This window comes from Streptomyces bluensis (assembly GCF_014650715.1).
GTDB lineage: Bacteria > Actinomycetota > Actinomycetes > Streptomycetales > Streptomycetaceae > Streptomyces > Streptomyces bluensis.
Window position 1 is genome coordinate 142,167 of record NZ_BMVM01000018.1, and the last position, 16,027, is coordinate 158,193.

Annotated in this window: 13 protein-coding genes and 2 tRNA genes; 10 read left to right on the top strand and 5 right to left on the bottom strand. The window is 70.2% G+C overall.

The window, feature by feature from the left end:
• The first annotated feature begins 105 nt into the window (after window positions 1–105).
• The 6 genes from IE262_RS32555 (at window position 106) to IE262_RS32580 (ending at window position 6,634) form a co-directional block, all read left to right on the top strand.
• Window positions 106–1,521, top strand: a complete 1,416-nt coding sequence (locus IE262_RS32555) for a glucoamylase family protein (protein WP_189878750.1) — start codon at window positions 106–108, stop codon at window positions 1,519–1,521.
• 115 nt (window positions 1,522–1,636) lie between these two features.
• A complete protein-coding gene (locus IE262_RS32560; protein ID WP_189878752.1) occupies window positions 1,637–2,761 on the top strand; it encodes a LacI family DNA-binding transcriptional regulator in 1,125 nt (374 codons plus the stop codon).
• A 245-nt stretch (window positions 2,762–3,006) separates the two neighbouring features.
• Entirely contained in the window at window positions 3,007–3,720 is a 714-nt protein-coding gene (locus IE262_RS32565) for a M50 family metallopeptidase (protein ID WP_134029546.1), read from the top strand.
• Between the two features lie 124 nt (window positions 3,721–3,844).
• A complete protein-coding gene (gene aroA / locus IE262_RS32570) occupies window positions 3,845–5,161 on the top strand; it encodes a 3-phosphoshikimate 1-carboxyvinyltransferase (RefSeq protein WP_189878754.1) in 1,317 nt (438 codons plus the stop codon).
• Between the two features lie 16 nt (window positions 5,162–5,177).
• Window positions 5,178–6,188 carry a ribosome small subunit-dependent GTPase A gene (gene rsgA / locus IE262_RS32575; protein ID WP_189878756.1) on the top strand — a complete coding sequence of 337 codons (1,011 nt, stop codon included), beginning with the start codon at window positions 5,178–5,180 and terminating at the stop codon, window positions 6,186–6,188.
• A gap of 122 nt (window positions 6,189–6,310) precedes the next feature.
• A complete protein-coding gene (locus tag IE262_RS32580; protein WP_134029540.1) occupies window positions 6,311–6,634 on the top strand; it encodes a DMT family transporter in 324 nt (107 codons plus the stop codon).
• Here the strand turns inward: IE262_RS32580 and IE262_RS32585 are convergent.
• Window positions 6,631–7,254 (bottom strand): TetR/AcrR family transcriptional regulator, encoded by a 624-nt coding sequence (locus IE262_RS32585; RefSeq protein ID WP_134030165.1) that lies wholly within the window; start codon window positions 7,252–7,254, stop codon window positions 6,631–6,633. The genes IE262_RS32580 and IE262_RS32585 overlap by 4 nt on opposite strands.
• A 240-nt stretch (window positions 7,255–7,494) precedes the next feature.
• Here IE262_RS32585 and hisN point away from each other — a divergent pair, with 240 nt between their 5' ends.
• The 3 genes from hisN (at window position 7,495) to IE262_RS32600 (ending at window position 9,532) form a co-directional block, all read left to right on the top strand.
• Window positions 7,495–8,295: a histidinol-phosphatase gene (gene hisN, locus IE262_RS32590; protein ID WP_134029538.1), complete on the top strand. Its 801-nt coding sequence runs from the start codon at window positions 7,495–7,497 to the stop codon at window positions 8,293–8,295.
• Window positions 8,296–8,476: 181 nt separating this feature from the next.
• Complete coding sequence (locus IE262_RS32595) at window positions 8,477–8,869, top strand: CBS domain-containing protein (RefSeq protein ID WP_189878758.1); 393 nt, start codon at window positions 8,477–8,479, stop codon at window positions 8,867–8,869.
• A 246-nt stretch (window positions 8,870–9,115) separates the two neighbouring features.
• Window positions 9,116–9,532, top strand: coding sequence for a Fur family transcriptional regulator (locus IE262_RS32600; RefSeq protein ID WP_134029534.1), 417 nt, complete (start codon window positions 9,116–9,118; stop codon window positions 9,530–9,532).
• Between the two features lie 160 nt (window positions 9,533–9,692).
• Here the strand turns inward: IE262_RS32600 and IE262_RS32605 are convergent.
• The 4 genes from IE262_RS32605 to IE262_RS32620 form a co-directional block, all read right to left on the bottom strand.
• Window positions 9,693–9,766: transfer RNA gene (locus tag IE262_RS32605), tRNA-Met, on the bottom strand.
• A gap of 77 nt (window positions 9,767–9,843) precedes the next feature.
• Complete coding sequence (locus IE262_RS32610; protein WP_189878760.1) at window positions 9,844–11,760, bottom strand: tetratricopeptide repeat protein; 1,917 nt, start codon at window positions 11,758–11,760, stop codon at window positions 9,844–9,846.
• A 294-nt stretch (window positions 11,761–12,054) separates the two neighbouring features.
• Window positions 12,055–12,128: transfer RNA gene (locus tag IE262_RS32615), tRNA-Met, on the bottom strand.
• A gap of 43 nt (window positions 12,129–12,171) precedes the next feature.
• Window positions 12,172–15,153, bottom strand: coding sequence for a UPF0182 family membrane protein (locus tag IE262_RS32620; protein ID WP_189878762.1), 2,982 nt, complete (start codon window positions 15,151–15,153; stop codon window positions 12,172–12,174).
• A 153-nt stretch (window positions 15,154–15,306) separates the two neighbouring features.
• Here IE262_RS32620 and IE262_RS32625 point away from each other — a divergent pair, with 153 nt between their 5' ends.
• Window positions 15,307–15,852: a PPA1309 family protein gene (locus tag IE262_RS32625; protein WP_189878764.1), complete on the top strand. Its 546-nt coding sequence runs from the start codon at window positions 15,307–15,309 to the stop codon at window positions 15,850–15,852.
• Window positions 15,853–16,027: the final 175 nt, after the last annotated feature.

Sequence of the window (16,027 nt, forward strand, 5' to 3'; positions counted from 1 at the left end):
TCCGCCTCCCCCTTCCCTCCCTACTTCCCTCCCTACTTCCCTCCCTGCAACAGGCCCCTCCCCTCCCGTCAGACCCCTCCCTCCCTTCAGAGGAGTTGATCCCGCATGAACCGCCGTCGTTTCCTCACGGCCGCCACCGCGGCGGCAGCGGCCGCCTACGCCACCGCTCCCTCCGCTTTCGCCGGCACCGCCTCCCCTGCCGCCTCGGACACCGAGACGCTGCTCACCTGGTTCGAAGCCACCTACCGCTCGATGACGGCCATGACCACGGACTTCGGTCTGACCGCGGACAAGATCGACGTCAGCGGCACCGGCACACCCGTCCCCTCGACGCAGACCTCGCCGACCAACATCGGCTGCGGACTGTGGTCCACGGTGGCCGCGGCCGGCCTCGGCGTCATCTCCGCCTCGGCCATGCACGAGCGCCTCGCCCGCACGGTCGCGGCCGTGGAGCGGCTCGACCGCGCACACGGCTTCTGGTTCAACTGGTACGACGCGCACGACGGCTCGGTCCTCACGACCTGGCCGGAGAGCGGTTCCACCGTCCGCCCGTTCCTGTCCACCGTCGACAACGCCTGGCTGGTCACCGGCCTGCAGATCGCCGCCGACGCCGATCCGGCGCTGCGTCCGCGCATAGCCCGGCTCCTCGACGGAGCGGACTGGTCGTACTTCTACACCCCCTACGACCCGGCCGACCCCTTCGCCGCCCCCGGCCAGCTGCGCGGCGGCTACTGGCCCGACAAGCCCGGCAAGGGCGAACCCACCGGCCACCACTACGGAGCCCTCAACACCGAGCCGCGCATGGCCAGTTACCTCGGCATCGCCGACGGCTCCCTGCCCACCGACCACTACTGGCACATGTACCGCACGATGCTGCCGGAGTGGGGACAGGAACAGCAGCCCGGGGGCTCCTACGTCACCATCGACGGCGTACGCGTCTGGCAGGGCCACTACACCTACCGAGGCCGCAAGCTCGTCCCCACCTGGGGCGGATCGATGTTCGAGGCCCTGATGGTGCCCCTGTTCGTGCCCGAGGCGGAGTGGTCACCGCACTCCTGGGGCACCACCCACCAGCGCTATGTGCGCAGCCAGATCGAACACGGCCTGATCGAGCAGGAGTACGGCTACTGGGGCTTCTCACCCGCCAACATCCCCGAGGGCGGATACCGCGAATACGGCGTCGACGCGATCGGCATGCAGGAGGACGGCTATCACAGCCTCGGGGTCGTCACTCCCCACGCCTCCTTCCTGGCCCTGCCCCAGGCACCCGAAGAGGCCATCGCCAACCTCCGCGCCCTCGCCCGGAACCTCCACGCGTACGACGACGACTACGGCTTCCGCGACTCCGTCAACGTCGCGACGGGCCGCGTCAGCGACTTCGTCCTGGCCCTGGACCAGGGAATGATCGCTGCCGCCCTGGCCCAGCACCTGCGCCCCGGCCTGCTGCAACGCCCCTTCCGCACCGGCGGCTTCCGCTCCCGGGTGCGGCCCATGCTGGCCAAGGAAAGCTTCAGTATCTGATCCCCCGGTCGCACTGCGCCTCGCCCCCGGCGGGGCGCAGTGCGCCACAGGGGCGCCCCGGCCCCGGGGCGAGCGAGGCATCGCTTGCCCACCGCATGGACGAGATCTAGGATGAATGCGCTTACAAGCGTATGCGCGCGCATACCCCTCGCCCCGGGAGTCCCTTTTCGTGAGCACTGCCCCTACGGTGTACGACGTCGCCGCACGGTCCGGGGTCTCCATCGCCACCGTGTCCCGGGTGTACCGCAATCCGGACTCCGTCCGCGCCGAGACGCGTGAACGCGTACTGACGGCGGGCCGTGCACTCGGTTACGTACCGAGCGGCAACGCCCGTGGGCTCGCCAGCCGCTCCACCGGCATCCTCGGTCTCTGCTTCCCGGACTACTCCGACCCGGACACGGAGGCGACCGAGGCGGAGGACGAGGACGCGGCCATGCTCTACTCCGACCAGATCATCCGGGGCATGGAACGGGCGGCACGCCGCCACGGTTACGCGCTGCTGATCGCCGCGTCCCTCAAAGGAGGGCCGGAGAGCCTGGTGGCCAAGGTCGCGGGTCGCGTCGACGGGTTCGCGGCACTCGCCCGTACCGTGCCCACGGAGGAGCTGGAGGTCATCTCCCGCCGCCAACCCGTGGTGATGCTGGCCGGCCCCCGTGAAGGCACCGATCACCTGGACCATCTGGACCACATCGAGGTCGCCAACTTCGACGGCCAGAAGGAGCTGACCCGGCACCTCATCGAGGACCACGGCCTGCGCCGCCTCGCGTACATCGGCTCCGCGGAGGAGTCGCCGGACGTGGAGGCCCGTTTCCGCGGGTATCTCGCCGCGTGCCGGGACGGCGGGCTGGACGTGGGGCCCGAGCCCGATCTGCGGGTGGGGATGATGAGACAGGCCGAGGGCGCACGCGCCGTGGACGTCCTGTGCGCCTCGGACCGCGAGCGCCCCGAGGCCCTGGTGTTCGCGAACGACCAGATGGCCGTCGGCGCCCTGCACGCGCTGGAGAAGCGGGGTCTGCGGGTTCCGGAGGACATGGTGGTCACGGGCTTCGACGGCATTCCGCTCAGCCGCCTGGTACGCCCGGCCCTGACCACCGTGCATCAGCCGACGCTGCGCATCGGCGAGGAGGCGGTGGAACTGCTGGTGAAGCGGCTGAACGGCGCACGCGATGCCGAGCCGGTCTCCCTGATGCTCCCCGTGACGGTCGTACGGCGAGGCAGCTGCGGGTGCGGCAAGGGATAGTCCCGCAGGTCCCGCACGTCCCGCACGTCCCGCAGTCCCAGTCCCCTGCCCGCCCGAGCGGCGTCTCCAGCCCCGGACCACTCCGGCATCCCACGCTGTGACCCGCGCGTTTGCCGTCAGGAACGATCGCTGCCGGCCCAGCGTCTCAGATACCGTCCGCGCGTCCGTGCCACACTGCCAGGCCAACCCGTCACCGGCACTGCGCGCCGCCCCGTATCGATGCGACCAAGGGAGCCAAGCCCCCCATGGACACCACCTCGCTGGCCGACCTCTGGGACGAGGTGTTCGGCAGCCAGCCCGACCCCGACCTCTGGGTCGTGATCGCCACCGCGGCCGTCGCGCTCGCCGCGATCATCCCGCAGGGCGTCTGGCGGCTCTCGCGCAACGCCATCACCATCGCCCACGAGGGCGGCCACGGACTGGTCGCACTCCTCACCGGACGCACCCTCACGGGCATACGCCTGCACTCGGACACCAGCGGTCTCACGGTCAGCCGGGGCAAGCCGACCGGGCTCGGCATGATCCTCACGGCGGCCGCGGGCTACACCGCTCCCCCGCTGCTCGGTCTCGGCGGTGCCGCGCTGCTCGCCGCCGGGCACATCACCGCGCTGCTGTGGCTGGCCACCGTGCTGCTCGTGGCGATGCTGGTGATGATCCGCAACGCGTACGGGGCGCTCACGGTGCTGGTGACCGGCGGCACGTTCGTGCTGGTGTCCTGGCTGACCGGGACGCAGGTGCAGGCGGCGTTCGCGTACGTCGTGGTGTGGTTCCTGCTGCTGGGCGGCGTACGACCCGCCTTCGAGCTCCAGGCCAAGCGGCGCCGGGGTGGCGCGGGGGACTCGGACGCCGACCAGCTGGCACGGCTGACGCACGCACCGGCGGGCATGTGGCTGTTCTTCTTCCACGCGGTGTCGCTGTGCTCGCTGCTGGGCGGGGGACGGTGGCTGTTGGAGGTATGACCGCCCCGAAGGGGCGCGGTCACAGGGGCGCAGGGTTCGTGTCGGTGTGTGGCTCCGTCGCGTGGGCGCGACCAGCCACGACGGCGGCGCACCCGAAACACCGCCTCCCACTAAAGTGGGCCCCATGGCCCCGAACAACGCACACACCGCCCTCTGGCCCGCCCCGCACGCGAGCGGAGCCGTCGACGCGACGGTCCACGTGCCCGGGTCCAAGTCGGTCACCAACCGCGCCCTGGTGCTGGCCGCCCTCGCCTCCGAGCCCGGCTGGCTGCGCCGCCCGCTGCGGTCCCGTGACACCCTGCTGATGGCGGCCGCGCTGCGCGCGATGGGTGTGGAGATCGAGGAGGGGATGGGCCCCGAGGGTACCGGCGAGGCTTGGCGTGTGCTCCCCACGGGTCTGCGGGGTCCCGCCACGGTCGACGTCGGCAACGCCGGCACGGTGATGCGTTTCCTGCCCCCGGTGGCCGCCCTCGCCGACGGTCCCATCCGCTTCGACGGCGACCCCCGTTCCTACGAGCGCCCTCTGAACGGCGTGATCGACGCCCTGCGCGCCCTCGGTGCCCGTATCGACGACGACGGCCGGGGAGCGCTCCCGCTGACGGTCCACGGCGGCGGCGCGCTGGACGGCGGCCCGGTCGAGATCGACGCGTCGTCGTCCTCCCAGTTCGTGTCGGCCCTGCTGCTGTCCGGCCCGCGTTTCAACCAGGGCGTCGAGGTGCGCCACACCGGCTCGACGCTGCCGTCCCTCCCCCACATCCGTATGACGGTCGACATGCTGCGCGCGGTCGGCGCCCAGGTGGACACCCCTGAGTCGGGCGGCGAGCCGAACGTCTGGCGGGTGACGCCGGGCGCGCTGCTGGGCCGCGACCTGACCATCGAGCCGGACCTGTCGAACGCCCAGCCGTTCCTGGCCGCGGCCCTGGTGACCGGCGGCAAGGTCCTCATCCCGGACTGGCCGGCCCGCACCACCCAGCCGGGCGACCAGCTGCGGGAGATCTTCACCGAGATGGGCGGTTCCTGCGAACTCACCGAGTACGGGCTGGAGTTCACCGGCTCGGGCGCGGTCCACGGCATCGACGTGGACCTGGGCGAGGTCGGCGAGCTGACTCCCGGCATCGCCGCGGTCGCGGCCCTCGCCGACTCCCCGTCGACGCTGCGCGGAGTGTCCCACCTGCGCCTGCACGAGACGGACCGGCTGGCCGCGCTCACCAAGGAGATCAACGAGCTCGGCGGCGATGTCACGGAGACCGCCGACGGCCTCCACATCCGTCCGCGCCCGCTGCACGGCGGGGTGTTCCACACGTACGACGACCACCGCATGGCCACCGCGGGCGCGATCATCGGCCTCGCGGTGAAGGACGTGCAGATCGAGAACGTGGCGACGACGGCCAAGACCCTGCCGGACTTCCCCGACCTGTGGACCGGGATGCTCGGGAACTGACGGGCGGACCAGGATCATGCGCCGCTACGGCAAGCACACCGACGAGGACGACGTCCGGGTCCGCCCCAGCCGCAAGGGCAACCGTCCCCGTACGAGCCTCCGCCCCAAGCACGAGGACGCGGCCGACGGGATGGTCCTCACCGTCGACCGCGGTCGGCTGACCTGCCTCGTCGAGGACCGCGTGGTCATGGCGATGAAGGCCCGCGAACTGGGCCGCAAGGCCGCGGTGGTCGGCGACCGCGTGGCCCTCGTCGGCGATCTCTCCGGCCAGAAGGACACGCTCGCCCGCATCGTCCGCATCGCCGAGCGCACCTCCGTACTGCGGCGCACGGCCGACGACGACGATCCGTTCGAGCGCGTCGTCGTCGCCAACGCCGACCAGCTCGCCATCGTCACCGCCCTCGCCGACCCCGAGCCCCGCCCTCGCCTCATCGACCGCTGCCTGGTCGCGGCGTACGACGGCGGCCTCGACCCGCTGCTGGTGCTGACGAAGTCGGACCTGGCCCCACCCGACAAACTCCTGGAGCTGTACGGGGACCTGGACATCCCCTACGTCGTCACCAGTCGCGAGGAGCTGGAGAACGGCGACGCGGCGGACCGGGTACGGGAACAGCTCGACGGCAAGATCACGGCGTTCGTCGGCCACTCGGGCGTGGGCAAGACGACGCTGGTCAACGCCCTCGTACCCGAGGAGCGGCGCCGCAGCACCGGACACGTCAACGCGGTGACCGGCCGCGGCCGCCACACGACGACGTCGGCGCTGGCGCTGCCGCTGACGGAGTCGGACGGCTGGGTGGTCGACACTCCGGGCGTACGGTCCTTCGGTCTGGCGCACATCGATCCGTCCCGCGTGATCCACGCCTTTCCCGACCTGGAACCGGGAACCGAGGGCTGTCCCCGTGCGTGCAGTCATGACGAACCGGACTGCGCGCTGGACGAGTGGGTGGCGGCGGGGCACGCGGACCCTGCCCGGCTGTACTCCCTGCGCCGGCTGCTGTCGACGCGGGAGCGCCACGAAGGCGACTGACGGAAGGCGGCTGACCTCCGCGTTGTTTGCTCTCGTACGTGGCCGGTAAGTGCATAATCGCACCGAGCCGATCCTAGTCGGACGAAGCGGTCACGGAACGTGGGGACGTGGGAGGACGAGACATGGCGTGGCTGCTGGTCATCGTTGCGGGGATACTGGAGACCGGCTTCGCCGTCTGCCTGAAGCTCTCGCACGGCTTCACCCGGCTCTGGCCGACCATCGCGTTCTGCGCCTTCGCCCTCGGCAGCTTCGGCCTGCTGACCCTCTCGCTGAAGAAGCTCGACGTGGGCCCCGCGTACGCCGTGTGGACGGGCATCGGGGCGGCCGGCACCGCGATCTACGGCATGGTCTTCCTCGGCGACATCGTGTCCACGCTGAAGCTCGTCTCGATCACGCTGGTGATCGTGGGCGTCATCGGGCTCCAACTGTCTGGATCAGCACACTAGTTGAGTACCCCCGAGCGCGTCGGATGCCGGTGCAGGACGGTGCGCACGAGTGCGGTGACGCCACCCTCGCCCGGGGGCGCGGACACGCAGGACAGGGCGACGCGGACGACGAGTTCGCAGGAGCGGACCAGCTCCGCCGACTCGGCCTTCGGGATGCCGGGACCGGAGAGGACGGCGACCGCGCGGTCGCGGGCCAGGGCCACCAGGTCGGCGGGTGAGGGCAGGGGGCCGTCGGCGCGGCGCTGTGCGGGAACCGCGGACGACGAGGGCACCGCGGTGAGTGTGGGCGCGGGCAGACGTTCGCTCCAGCAGCCGGTGAGCATGGCCTTGATGAGAGCGTTGCCGCGTGCGGCCGAGACGGTCCACTCGGCAGCGGCGGCCAGGCGCTCGCGAGGGTCGGCGGGCGTGGCCAGCGCCCGGTCGACACCGGCGAGATAGGCGTCGGCCTCCCGGCGCACCAGGGCGCGCGCAAGCCCCTCCTTGCTGCCGAACTCGTTGTAGAGGGTCTGCCGGGACACTCCGGCCGCGGCGGCGACGTCGACCATGCGCACCGCGGGCCACGGACGGCGTGCGAGCGCCGTGTAGGCGGCGTCCAACAGGGATTCCCGCGCTGCAGGCATCATCGCCTCCCTCTGCCGAGCGGCGGCTTTGGACCTCAGATTTGACGCGCACTGACGCACTGTCAAGAGTTTTCGGCGACGCCGAGGGCCTGTGTTCGGCCAACGTGTGCGGTGGCTGCCGGGGGGCGCGTGGCGGCACTCCGCGAAGGCCCCGGGGAGGAGCGCCCCTCAGGCGGAGGTCCCGTGGTGATCCCCGAGGGCGTGTGGCCGGATCCATGACCTGCCGGATACGGTTCCCCCATGCCCGACTATCTCGATGACCTGCGGCTCGCCCATGTCCTGGCGGACGCCGCCGACGCCGCGACCATGGACCGGTTCAAGGCGCTCGACCTCAAGGTCGAGACGAAGCCGGACATGACACCGGTGAGCGAGGCCGACAGAGCCGCCGAGGAACTGATCCGCGGCCAGCTCCAGCGTGCCCGGCCGCGTGACGCGATCCTCGGCGAGGAGTACGGCATCGAGGGCACGGGCCCGCGCCGCTGGGTCGTCGACCCGATCGACGGCACCAAGAACTACGTCCGCGGAGTCCCGGTGTGGGCCACGCTGATCGCGTTGATGGAGGCGGGCGCGGGCGGCTACCAGCCGGTCGTCGGCGTCGTCTCGGCCCCCGCACTCGGCCGCCGCTGGTGGGCGGCGAAGGGGCACGGCGCGTTCTCCGGCCGCAGTCTGTCCTCCGCGTCCCGCCTCCATGTCTCGCGCGTCACCAAGCTGTCCGACGCGTCCTTCGCGTACTCCTCCCTGAGCGGCTGGGAGGAGCAGGGCCGGCTCGACGGCTTCCTGGACCTCACCCGCGAGGTGTGGCGCACGCGCGCGTACGGCGACTTCTGGCCGTACATGATGGTCGCCGAGGGGTCCGTGGACCTCTGCGCCGAACCCGAGTTGTCTCTCTGGGACATGGCGGCCACCGCGATCGTCGTCACCGAGGCGGGCGGCACCTTCACGGGCCTCGACGGCCGCCCCGGCCCGCACAGCGGCAACGCGGCGGCGTCGAACGGGCTGCTCCACGACGAGTTGCTGGGGTATCTGAACCAGCAGTACTGAGTCGCACGGGGCCAGAGTGATCCGCGAGTGATCCACGAGTGATCCACAAGCGCCCCCGACTGGCTACGTGCGCCCTCTTGTTGGCCTCCTCTTTCGCCTGGGACTCTGAGAGCCCCCACTTGTGAATTTGTGAATCCCTGAGTCGACCTCATGGGGATTCTCTAGGAGGTGGCTCAACCCCATGCTCGTCCGCGACGCCATGAGCACGGTGGTCCTCACCATCGGCCCCGACCACACGCTCCGCCAGGCCGCCACCCTGATGTCCGCCCGCAGGGTCGGCGCGGCCGTGGTGTTCGACCCGGACGCCGGCGGAGTCGGCATCCTGACCGAACGCGACATCCTCAACTCCGTCGGCCTGGGTCAGAGCCCGGACACCGAGCGGGCGCACGCCCACACCACCACCGACGTCGTGTTCGCCACACCGTCCTGGACCCTGGAGGACGCCGCCCGCGCCATGACCCACGGCGGCTTCCGCCATCTCGTCGTCCTCGACGGCGACGAACCCGTCGGCATCGTCTCGGTCCGCGACATCATCCGCTGCTGGGCTCCGGCACGGCAGCCCGCACCCGCCTGACCGGTGAAGACCAGCATGCGCCAACGGGCCGGAACTCCCCTGGAGTCCCGGCCCGTCTCCTCCGGCAAGCGGTCCAACCCCGGACAGCCGCTCAGGGCCTGGACAGCGGCTTCCAGGCGCTTGCCGAAGTCTCCGTCAGCCTGACGGAAGCGTTCCCGACCCTACAATAGACACTGTCTAAGTCAAGGGTGATTCCAAAGTCACACACGTTCGGAATCTGGTCCTCTTGCCTGTTACGCTGGTCTTATGAGTGACCTTCTGGAACGGCTACGCGGACGCGGATGGCGCATGACCGCGCAGCGGCGCGTCGTGGCCGAGGTCCTCGACGGCGATCACGTCCACCTGACGGCCGACGAGGTGCACGCGCGGGCCGTGGTCAAGCTGCCCGAGATCTCCCGGGCAACCGTCTACAACACCCTGGGCGAGCTGGTCTCCCTCGGTGAGGTGCTTGAGGTGACCACGGACAGGCGTGCCAAGCGTTACGACCCGAACGCGCACCGTCCGCACCACCACCTGGTCTGCGCCCAGTGCGGCGCGATCCGTGACGTCCACCCGACGGGCAACCCCCTCGCCGACCTCCCCGACTCGGAGCGCTTCGGCTTCACGGTGTCGGACGTCGAGGTGACGTACCGAGGCGTGTGCCCCAACTGCGCGGCCGCGTAGGAGCCTTACTCACTCCCCGGCTCTCAGCCGTGAGCCCCTGCTGCCGCCGCTGCCACCAACTACAAATCGACATATCAACTCACGGTCACGTGTAAAACACAGTCACGCGTAAAACACTGAGGGGTCGGAACTCTTACGAGTTCCGACCCCTCAGGATCAGTAGCGGGGACAGGATTTGAACCTGCGACCTCTGGGTTATGAGCCCAGCGAGCTACCGAGCTGCTCCACCCCGCGTCGATGAACGCAACATTACGTCAGCAACGCGGACCCGTGCAAATCCGTTCCGGAGGCCCGGCACGAAGCCGGGTGCCCTACGCCGACAGCTCCTCCCGCAGAGCGTCCCGCAGCCGCGCCGCCCGCTCCGCGACCTCCGCCGGCCCGAGCGACACCGCACGATCAGCCCACCGCTGCCCTTCCGCCAGCTCACCCCGACGTGCGTAGACGAGGGCCAGCCTCAGCGCCGCCCGCCCGTGCCCGGCATCGGCCGCCCGGGTCCACCACAGCGCGGCCTCCGGCTCGCTCCCCTCCCGGGCCAGCAGCAGCCCGAGGTTGAAGGCCCCGTTCCGCGACCCGGCCTCCGCGGCCTCCCGGTACCAGCGCGCCGCCTCGACGACGTCCCCACGGGCCGCAGCCAGCATCCCGACCCGCACCTGGGCCCGCCGGTGCCCCTGGGACGCGGCCCGCTCGTACCACTCCTCGCACTCCCCCTTCTCACGCGCGGGCTCGCCCAGCTCGTGCGCGGGCGCGGGCGGGCGACGGGCGTCCAGTACGGCGGCGAGCCGGTACGCGGCCTCGGCGCTGCCACCGCCCGCCGCCTGCCGCAGATGCCGCTCGGCCGCACGCTCGTCGCCCTCGCGAAGCCGCGCGATGGCGACCTGGAGCGCGGCCTCGGTGTGCCCGGCGGCGGCCGCACGCTCGTACCAGACCAGCGCGTCCGCGGCATCCTTTTCGGCGCCCCGTCCGGCGTACAGGATGCCCAGGTTGAAGGCGGCGTCCACGCTGCCCGCCTCCGCCGCCTTGGAGAACCACGGCTCGGCCCCGGCGGCGTCCCCGACCTGCAGCAACAGGATCGCGAGCGCGTTCGCGGCCTCGCGGTGCCCGGCGTACGCGGCCCTCCGGTACCACTGCTCGGCCTGCGCGGTGCGCCCCTGCTCGGCGCAGAGCAGCCCGAGGTTGTAGGCGCCGTTCACATCACCGGCGTCCATCGCGGCCCTGTACCAGCGCTCGGCCGTCTGCGTCTCCCCGCGCTCGGCGTGCAGCGCGCCCAGTGCGTTCGCCGCGTTGCCGTCGCCGTCCTGGGCGGCCCGCAGCCACCACACGGCAGCGCTCTCGGTGTCCCCCGCGTCCCGCAGCAGGAATCCGAGCGCGCAGGCGGCCCGCGGCTCACCGTCCTTCGCCGAGGTCAGGTACCAGCGCCCGGCCTCCTTGAGCTCCCCGCGCCGCTCCAGGATCGCGCCGAGGTGCAGCGCGGCTCTCCGGTGCCCGCGCGCCGCGGCCTGCCGGTACCACTGCTCCGCCTCCTCGGCGGCGGACACCGCGACACCGTTGTCAGGGCCCGTCCGCCCCTCACGGACGCCCGTGTCGCCTTCGCGCGCGGCTGAACGGTCGTCTCGCGCCGCCCGGCGGCCCTCTCGTGCGGCCAGGCGCTCCTCGGCCATCGCCTGCCGGTCGAGCGTCCGGGCCAGCCGGTACGCGGCCTCCCGGTGCCCGCGCTCGGCCGCGGCCCGCATCCACTGCTCGGCCCCGGGGTCGCCCCGGTGCTCCAGCAGGTCGGCGAGCGCGTACGCGCCCAGGGTGTGCGCCTGCTCGGCGGACTGCCGCAGCCAGTACTCGGCGGCCGGCTCGTCGCCGCGCTCGCGGTGATACCGCCCGAGCGCGTGTGCGGCGGCCGCGGAACCGGCGACGGCGGCGATCCGCCACCAGCCGGCGGCCTCGTCGGCGTACCCGCGCTGGTGCAGAAGGACACCCAGGTTGTTGGCGGCGGCGCGGTCGCCCGCGGCGGTGGCAGCGCGCAGCTGGGGCTCTGCTCCGTCGAGATCGCCGCGGCGCAGCAGCATGGCCCCGAGGACGCTCATCGCCTCGATGTCACCGGCCTCGGCCGCGAGCCGCTGACGCGCCTCCTCCACGGCCTCACCGGCTTCGTCCCGGTCCGTCGACTGCGGAAATTCCACAGGATGCGCAAACCGCCCGTTCTCCAACAGAGTTGCCTTGTCCCCCATAACGTCCATCGTCGCACCACCTGCAACCTGGGTACACCCGGTATACGCAGTCAGTGAGGTCACTTCAGCGTTTTGTCGACATGCCCACAGAGAGATAAGTCAAACACAGTTTTCTCAACTCCCTCCGCAGGACACGGCACTTCCCGCGAGTCGTCGCCTGACCATTCAGGACGCAGGGGAACCACTGCCTGGCTCCCGCTCTGCTGACCGGATGTTCAGGGTGCTCGTCGTCTGGATTCGTCAGGGGGCCGGCGCACACGTCGAAGGCCCGGATCCCTGGAGGATCCGGGCCTTCGACTTCAGTAGCGGGGACAGGATTTGAACCTGCGACCTCTGGGTTATGAGCCCAGCGAGCTACCGAGCTGCTCCACCCCGCGCCGTTGCTCGGCAACCGTATCACGGCGCGGGACGGAGTCTGGATCAGCTGCTTCCGGAACTCCCGTCGCCGGTCTTGCCGCTGTCCTGCTCGCTGTTCTGCGCGCTGTTCTGTCCGCCGCCGCTCGTCCCGTCGGCCTTGGAATGTGCCTCGTCGGCCTTCCTCAGCGCGTCCTCAAGGTCCTTCTGGGCCTTCCCGTACGCGTCCCAGTCGCTCTTCTTGAGGGCTTCCTGGCCCGCGTCGAAGGCCTTCTGGGCGTCGTTCAGGGCTTCTTGGACCGTCGGGTTGTCCGACGTGGGCGGCTTGGTGGTGTCGCCGCTCTCGTCCGGCGGCTGGGTGGTCGTGCCCTCAGCCCCGAACACCTTGTTCAGCGCCTCGTCGAGGGTGTCCTCGAAGGCGGTGGCACCTCCGTAGGTCACCAACACCTTCTTCAGCAGCGGGTACTTGAGGTCGCCACCGCGCACGTAGACGGGCTCCACGTACAGCAGTCCGCCGTCCAGCGGCACGGTCAGCAGGTTGCCGTACTCGACCTCCGAGTCACCGCCTCTCAGCAGCCGGATCGACTCGGCGATGGACGGTTCGGAGTTGAACTGGCTCTGCACCCGTTTGGGACCGTCGACCGTCTTGCCGGTCGGCAGTTTCAGAATGGTGATCTTGCCGTAGTCGCTGGCATCGGCCTCGGCGTTGACGGACATGAACGCGCTCAGGTTGTCCCGGCCGTTCGGTGTGAACGTCGTCGTCAGCGAGAACGCCTGGGCGTCCTGCTCGGGCAGCTTCATGCTCAGGTAGTACGGCGGCACGGCGTCCCCGGACCGGTTGGTCGGGTCGTCCGGCACCTGCCACACCTCACTGCCGCTCAGGAACGTGTCCGCGTCCTTCACGTGGTAGCGGGAGAGCAGCTCACGCTGGACCTTGAAGAGGTCCTGCGGGTACCGCAGATGGTCCATGAGCGACGGCGAGATGTCGGACTTGGGCTTCACCGTGTTCGGGAACGCCTTCATCCAGGTCTTCAGGACCGGGTCCTGCGTGTCCCACTGGTAGAGCTTGACCTGGCCGGTGTACGCGTCGACGGTCGCCTTCACCGAGTTGCGGATGTAGTTGACCTGGTTCTGCTGGGCCACCACCGCGCGCTGGTTGTCGGCGGCGGTCAGCGAGTCGGCCGTCGTGTCACCGAGGGTCGTACGGGAGGCGTAGGGGTAGCCGTTCGTCGTCGTGTAGGCGTCGACGATCCACTGGATCTTGCCGTTGACGACGGCCGGGTAGGCGTCGCCGTCGATGGTCAGCCAGGGGGCGACGGCCTCGACGCGCTCCTTGGGCGTGCGGTTGTAGAGGATCCGCGAACCCTCGCCTATGGCACCGGAGTAGAGGATCTGCGGCTCGCTGAACGCCACCGCGTACGCGGCCCGGTTGACCGGGTTGGAGAGGTTGACCCCGCTGTTGCCCTTGTAGCTGGTGGTCTTCTCACCGCTGTCGTCGGAGTAGTCGATCTCCTTCTGGGGGCCGCCGACGATCGAGTACTGGGTGGTCTTCTCGCCGTAGTAGATCCGCTGCTCGTACGCGCCGAGGTCGCCCCCGTTGGCGTTCTTCGAGGGCAGGTCGGAGGCGGTGAAGACCGGGCGTCCGTCCTCGTCGGCGTCGGTTCCCTTGGCGGCGACCACACCGAACCCGTGGGTGTACCGGAAGTGGTCGTTGATCCAGTTGTTCTTCGGGATACCGCCCAGGTTCAGCTCACGCAGGCCGATGACCGTGTCCTGGACGTTGCCGTCCTTGTCCTTGTAGCGGTCGACGTCCAGATTGGTGGGAAATGCGTAGTAGTTCCTGATCTGTTGGAGCTGCTGGTACGTGGGCGAGACGATGTTCGGGTCGAGCAGGCGGATGCTCGCCGTCTTGTCCACGTCGTCGCGCAGCTTCGTCACGTCGTCGGTGTTGCGCTCGCCCGAGTACTCCTCCACCTTGGCGCCGTCGATGCCGTACGCCTTGCGCGTGGCTTCCAGGTTCTTCTCGACGTACGGCGCTTCCTTGGCCTGCTCGTTCGGCTGGACCTGGAACTTCTGGACGATCGCCGGGTACAGCCCGCCGATGAGGATCGCCGAGAGCACCATCAGGCCGAAGCCGATGACGGGCAGCTGCCAGGTGCGCCGCCACAGGGTGGCGAAGAACAGCAGGGCGCAGATGACGGCGATGCAGAAGAGGATCGTCTTCGCGGGCAGGTAGGCGTTCGCGTCGACGTACCTCAGACCCGTCCAGTTGCCCGTCGCCTTGAAGTCACTGGACTTCACCGCGAGTCCGTACCGGTCGAGCCAGTACGCGACCGCCTTCAGGGCGACGAAGATGCCGAGCAGCACCGAAAGGTGCCCGGTGGCCGCGGCCGTGGCCCGCGCGCCCGGGGAGGTGATCCTCAGACCGCCGTACAGGTAGTGCGTGAGCGCGGCGGCGATCAGCGAGAGGATCGTGGCGGCGAAGCCGAAGCCGACCAGGAAGCGGTACCAGGGCAGGTCGAAGGCGTAGAAGGCGACGTCCAGGTGGAACTGGGGGTCCTTCTGCCCGAAGGGGACGCCGTTCACCCACATCAGCCATGTGCGCCACTGGCCCGAGGCGGAGGCGCCCGCGATCAGGCCCACCAGGGACGTGAGCGCGAGGAGGAGCCATTTCTTGTAGGGCGCGATGCCCATGCGGTACCGGTCGAGGCTCTGCTGCTCCATCGACATGGCGCTCAGCGGCGGGCGCAGCCGGTGGGCCAGCCAGACGTTGAACCCGACCGCGGCCGCCATCAGCAGACCGAAGACGAAGAAGAGCCCGATCTTGGTCCACAGGGCGGTCGTGAAGACCGACGAGTACTTCACGGACCGGTACCAGAGCCAGTCCGTCCAGAACCCCGCGAACATGACGAACGCCATGAGCAGGACGGCCAGAACGCCCAGTGTCATGAGCAGGGTCCGGACGCGCCGGGACGGTCGGCCCACTCTGATCCGTGGCCCGGTCGGGCCTCCGCCGCGGTCCGGCATCTGGAAAGCCAAGGTGCGCACCTCGAAGTCGCTGTTGATCCGTCAGGCCCCCGGGAAACGCGGACCATCTTTCAGGCCCCGTGATCGTCGAGATCGTAGGGGCCTCACCTATGCAACTTACTCACGCTTTACTCGGTTCCCGGTTCGGGTAACGAACGAGGCAGGATTGTGACCATGTCCAACACGCCTCCCATGACAGCGAGCCCTCTCACACGGGCCGTCCTTGAGATCGACGAGTACGCCTCCGGCCTCGGCTGGGACCAGCCCGCCCGCCTCTTCGCCCTGGTCGACACCGCACGGCTGCGGACCGAACAACCCTCGCTCGCGGACCGGCTGGGCCTGCGGGACGAGTCCGGCGACTCGGGTCTCACACCGATCGAGCAGGACGAGATCCCCGCGGGCAAACCGCTGGACGAGTTCTTGGGCACGATCGCCTGGCCCGACGCCGTGGTCGGCTGCGCCCTCACCGTGGAGCGGCTGATGCTGCCGCCGTCCGCGGAGGCGTCCGTCCCGGAGGGTCTCGACGAGGCCCGTCTCGCCACGTGGGTCGCCGAGCACCCTGACCGCCGGGAGGTCCGCATGACGGTCGCGGTCCTGCGGGACGGGGCACGGGAGTCGGCGCTGCGGCTGCGCGAGAAGGACACGGCGACGGAGGTGCTGACCGGGTCGGACCTGGTGCCGGGCCTGGCGGAGGCGCTGGCGGCGACGTTCGCGGACTGACGTTCCGGTGTACACGGCTGGGGCGCCCGTGTGTAGCTCGGGCGCCCGGCACGAGATCCGTCAGAGATCCGTCAGAGATCCATCAGAATGGGCGGGACATTCGAAACACGACCTAGCTGTTCTGTCCACGGAGGTTGGGGACGGGTGACGGCGATCACTGACGTGTGATCTTGAA

What these genes read in the sequence shown, in the direction of transcription:
- IE262_RS32555 (WP_189878750.1), top strand. Translation starts at nt 106, where the DNA reads ATGAACCGCCGTCGTTTCCTCACGGCCGCCACCGCGGCGGCAGCGGCC.
- IE262_RS32560 (WP_189878752.1), top strand. Translation starts at nt 1,637, where the DNA reads ATGCGCTTACAAGCGTATGCGCGCGCATACCCCTCGCCCCGGGAGTCC.
- IE262_RS32565 (WP_134029546.1), top strand. Translation starts at nt 3,007, where the DNA reads ATGGACACCACCTCGCTGGCCGACCTCTGGGACGAGGTGTTCGGCAGC.
- aroA (WP_189878754.1), top strand. Translation starts at nt 3,845, where the DNA reads ATGGCCCCGAACAACGCACACACCGCCCTCTGGCCCGCCCCGCACGCG.
- rsgA (WP_189878756.1), top strand. Translation starts at nt 5,178, where the DNA reads ATGCGCCGCTACGGCAAGCACACCGACGAGGACGACGTCCGGGTCCGC.
- IE262_RS32580 (WP_134029540.1), top strand. Translation starts at nt 6,311, where the DNA reads ATGGCGTGGCTGCTGGTCATCGTTGCGGGGATACTGGAGACCGGCTTC.
- IE262_RS32585 (WP_134030165.1), bottom strand. Translation starts at nt 7,254, where the DNA reads ATGCCTGCAGCGCGGGAATCCCTGTTGGACGCCGCCTACACGGCGCTC.
- hisN (WP_134029538.1), top strand. Translation starts at nt 7,495, where the DNA reads ATGCCCGACTATCTCGATGACCTGCGGCTCGCCCATGTCCTGGCGGAC.
- IE262_RS32595 (WP_189878758.1), top strand. Translation starts at nt 8,477, where the DNA reads ATGCTCGTCCGCGACGCCATGAGCACGGTGGTCCTCACCATCGGCCCC.
- IE262_RS32600 (WP_134029534.1), top strand. Translation starts at nt 9,116, where the DNA reads ATGAGTGACCTTCTGGAACGGCTACGCGGACGCGGATGGCGCATGACC.
- IE262_RS32610 (WP_189878760.1), bottom strand. Translation starts at nt 11,760, where the DNA reads ATGGACGTTATGGGGGACAAGGCAACTCTGTTGGAGAACGGGCGGTTT.
- IE262_RS32625 (WP_189878764.1), top strand. Translation starts at nt 15,307, where the DNA reads ATGTCCAACACGCCTCCCATGACAGCGAGCCCTCTCACACGGGCCGTC.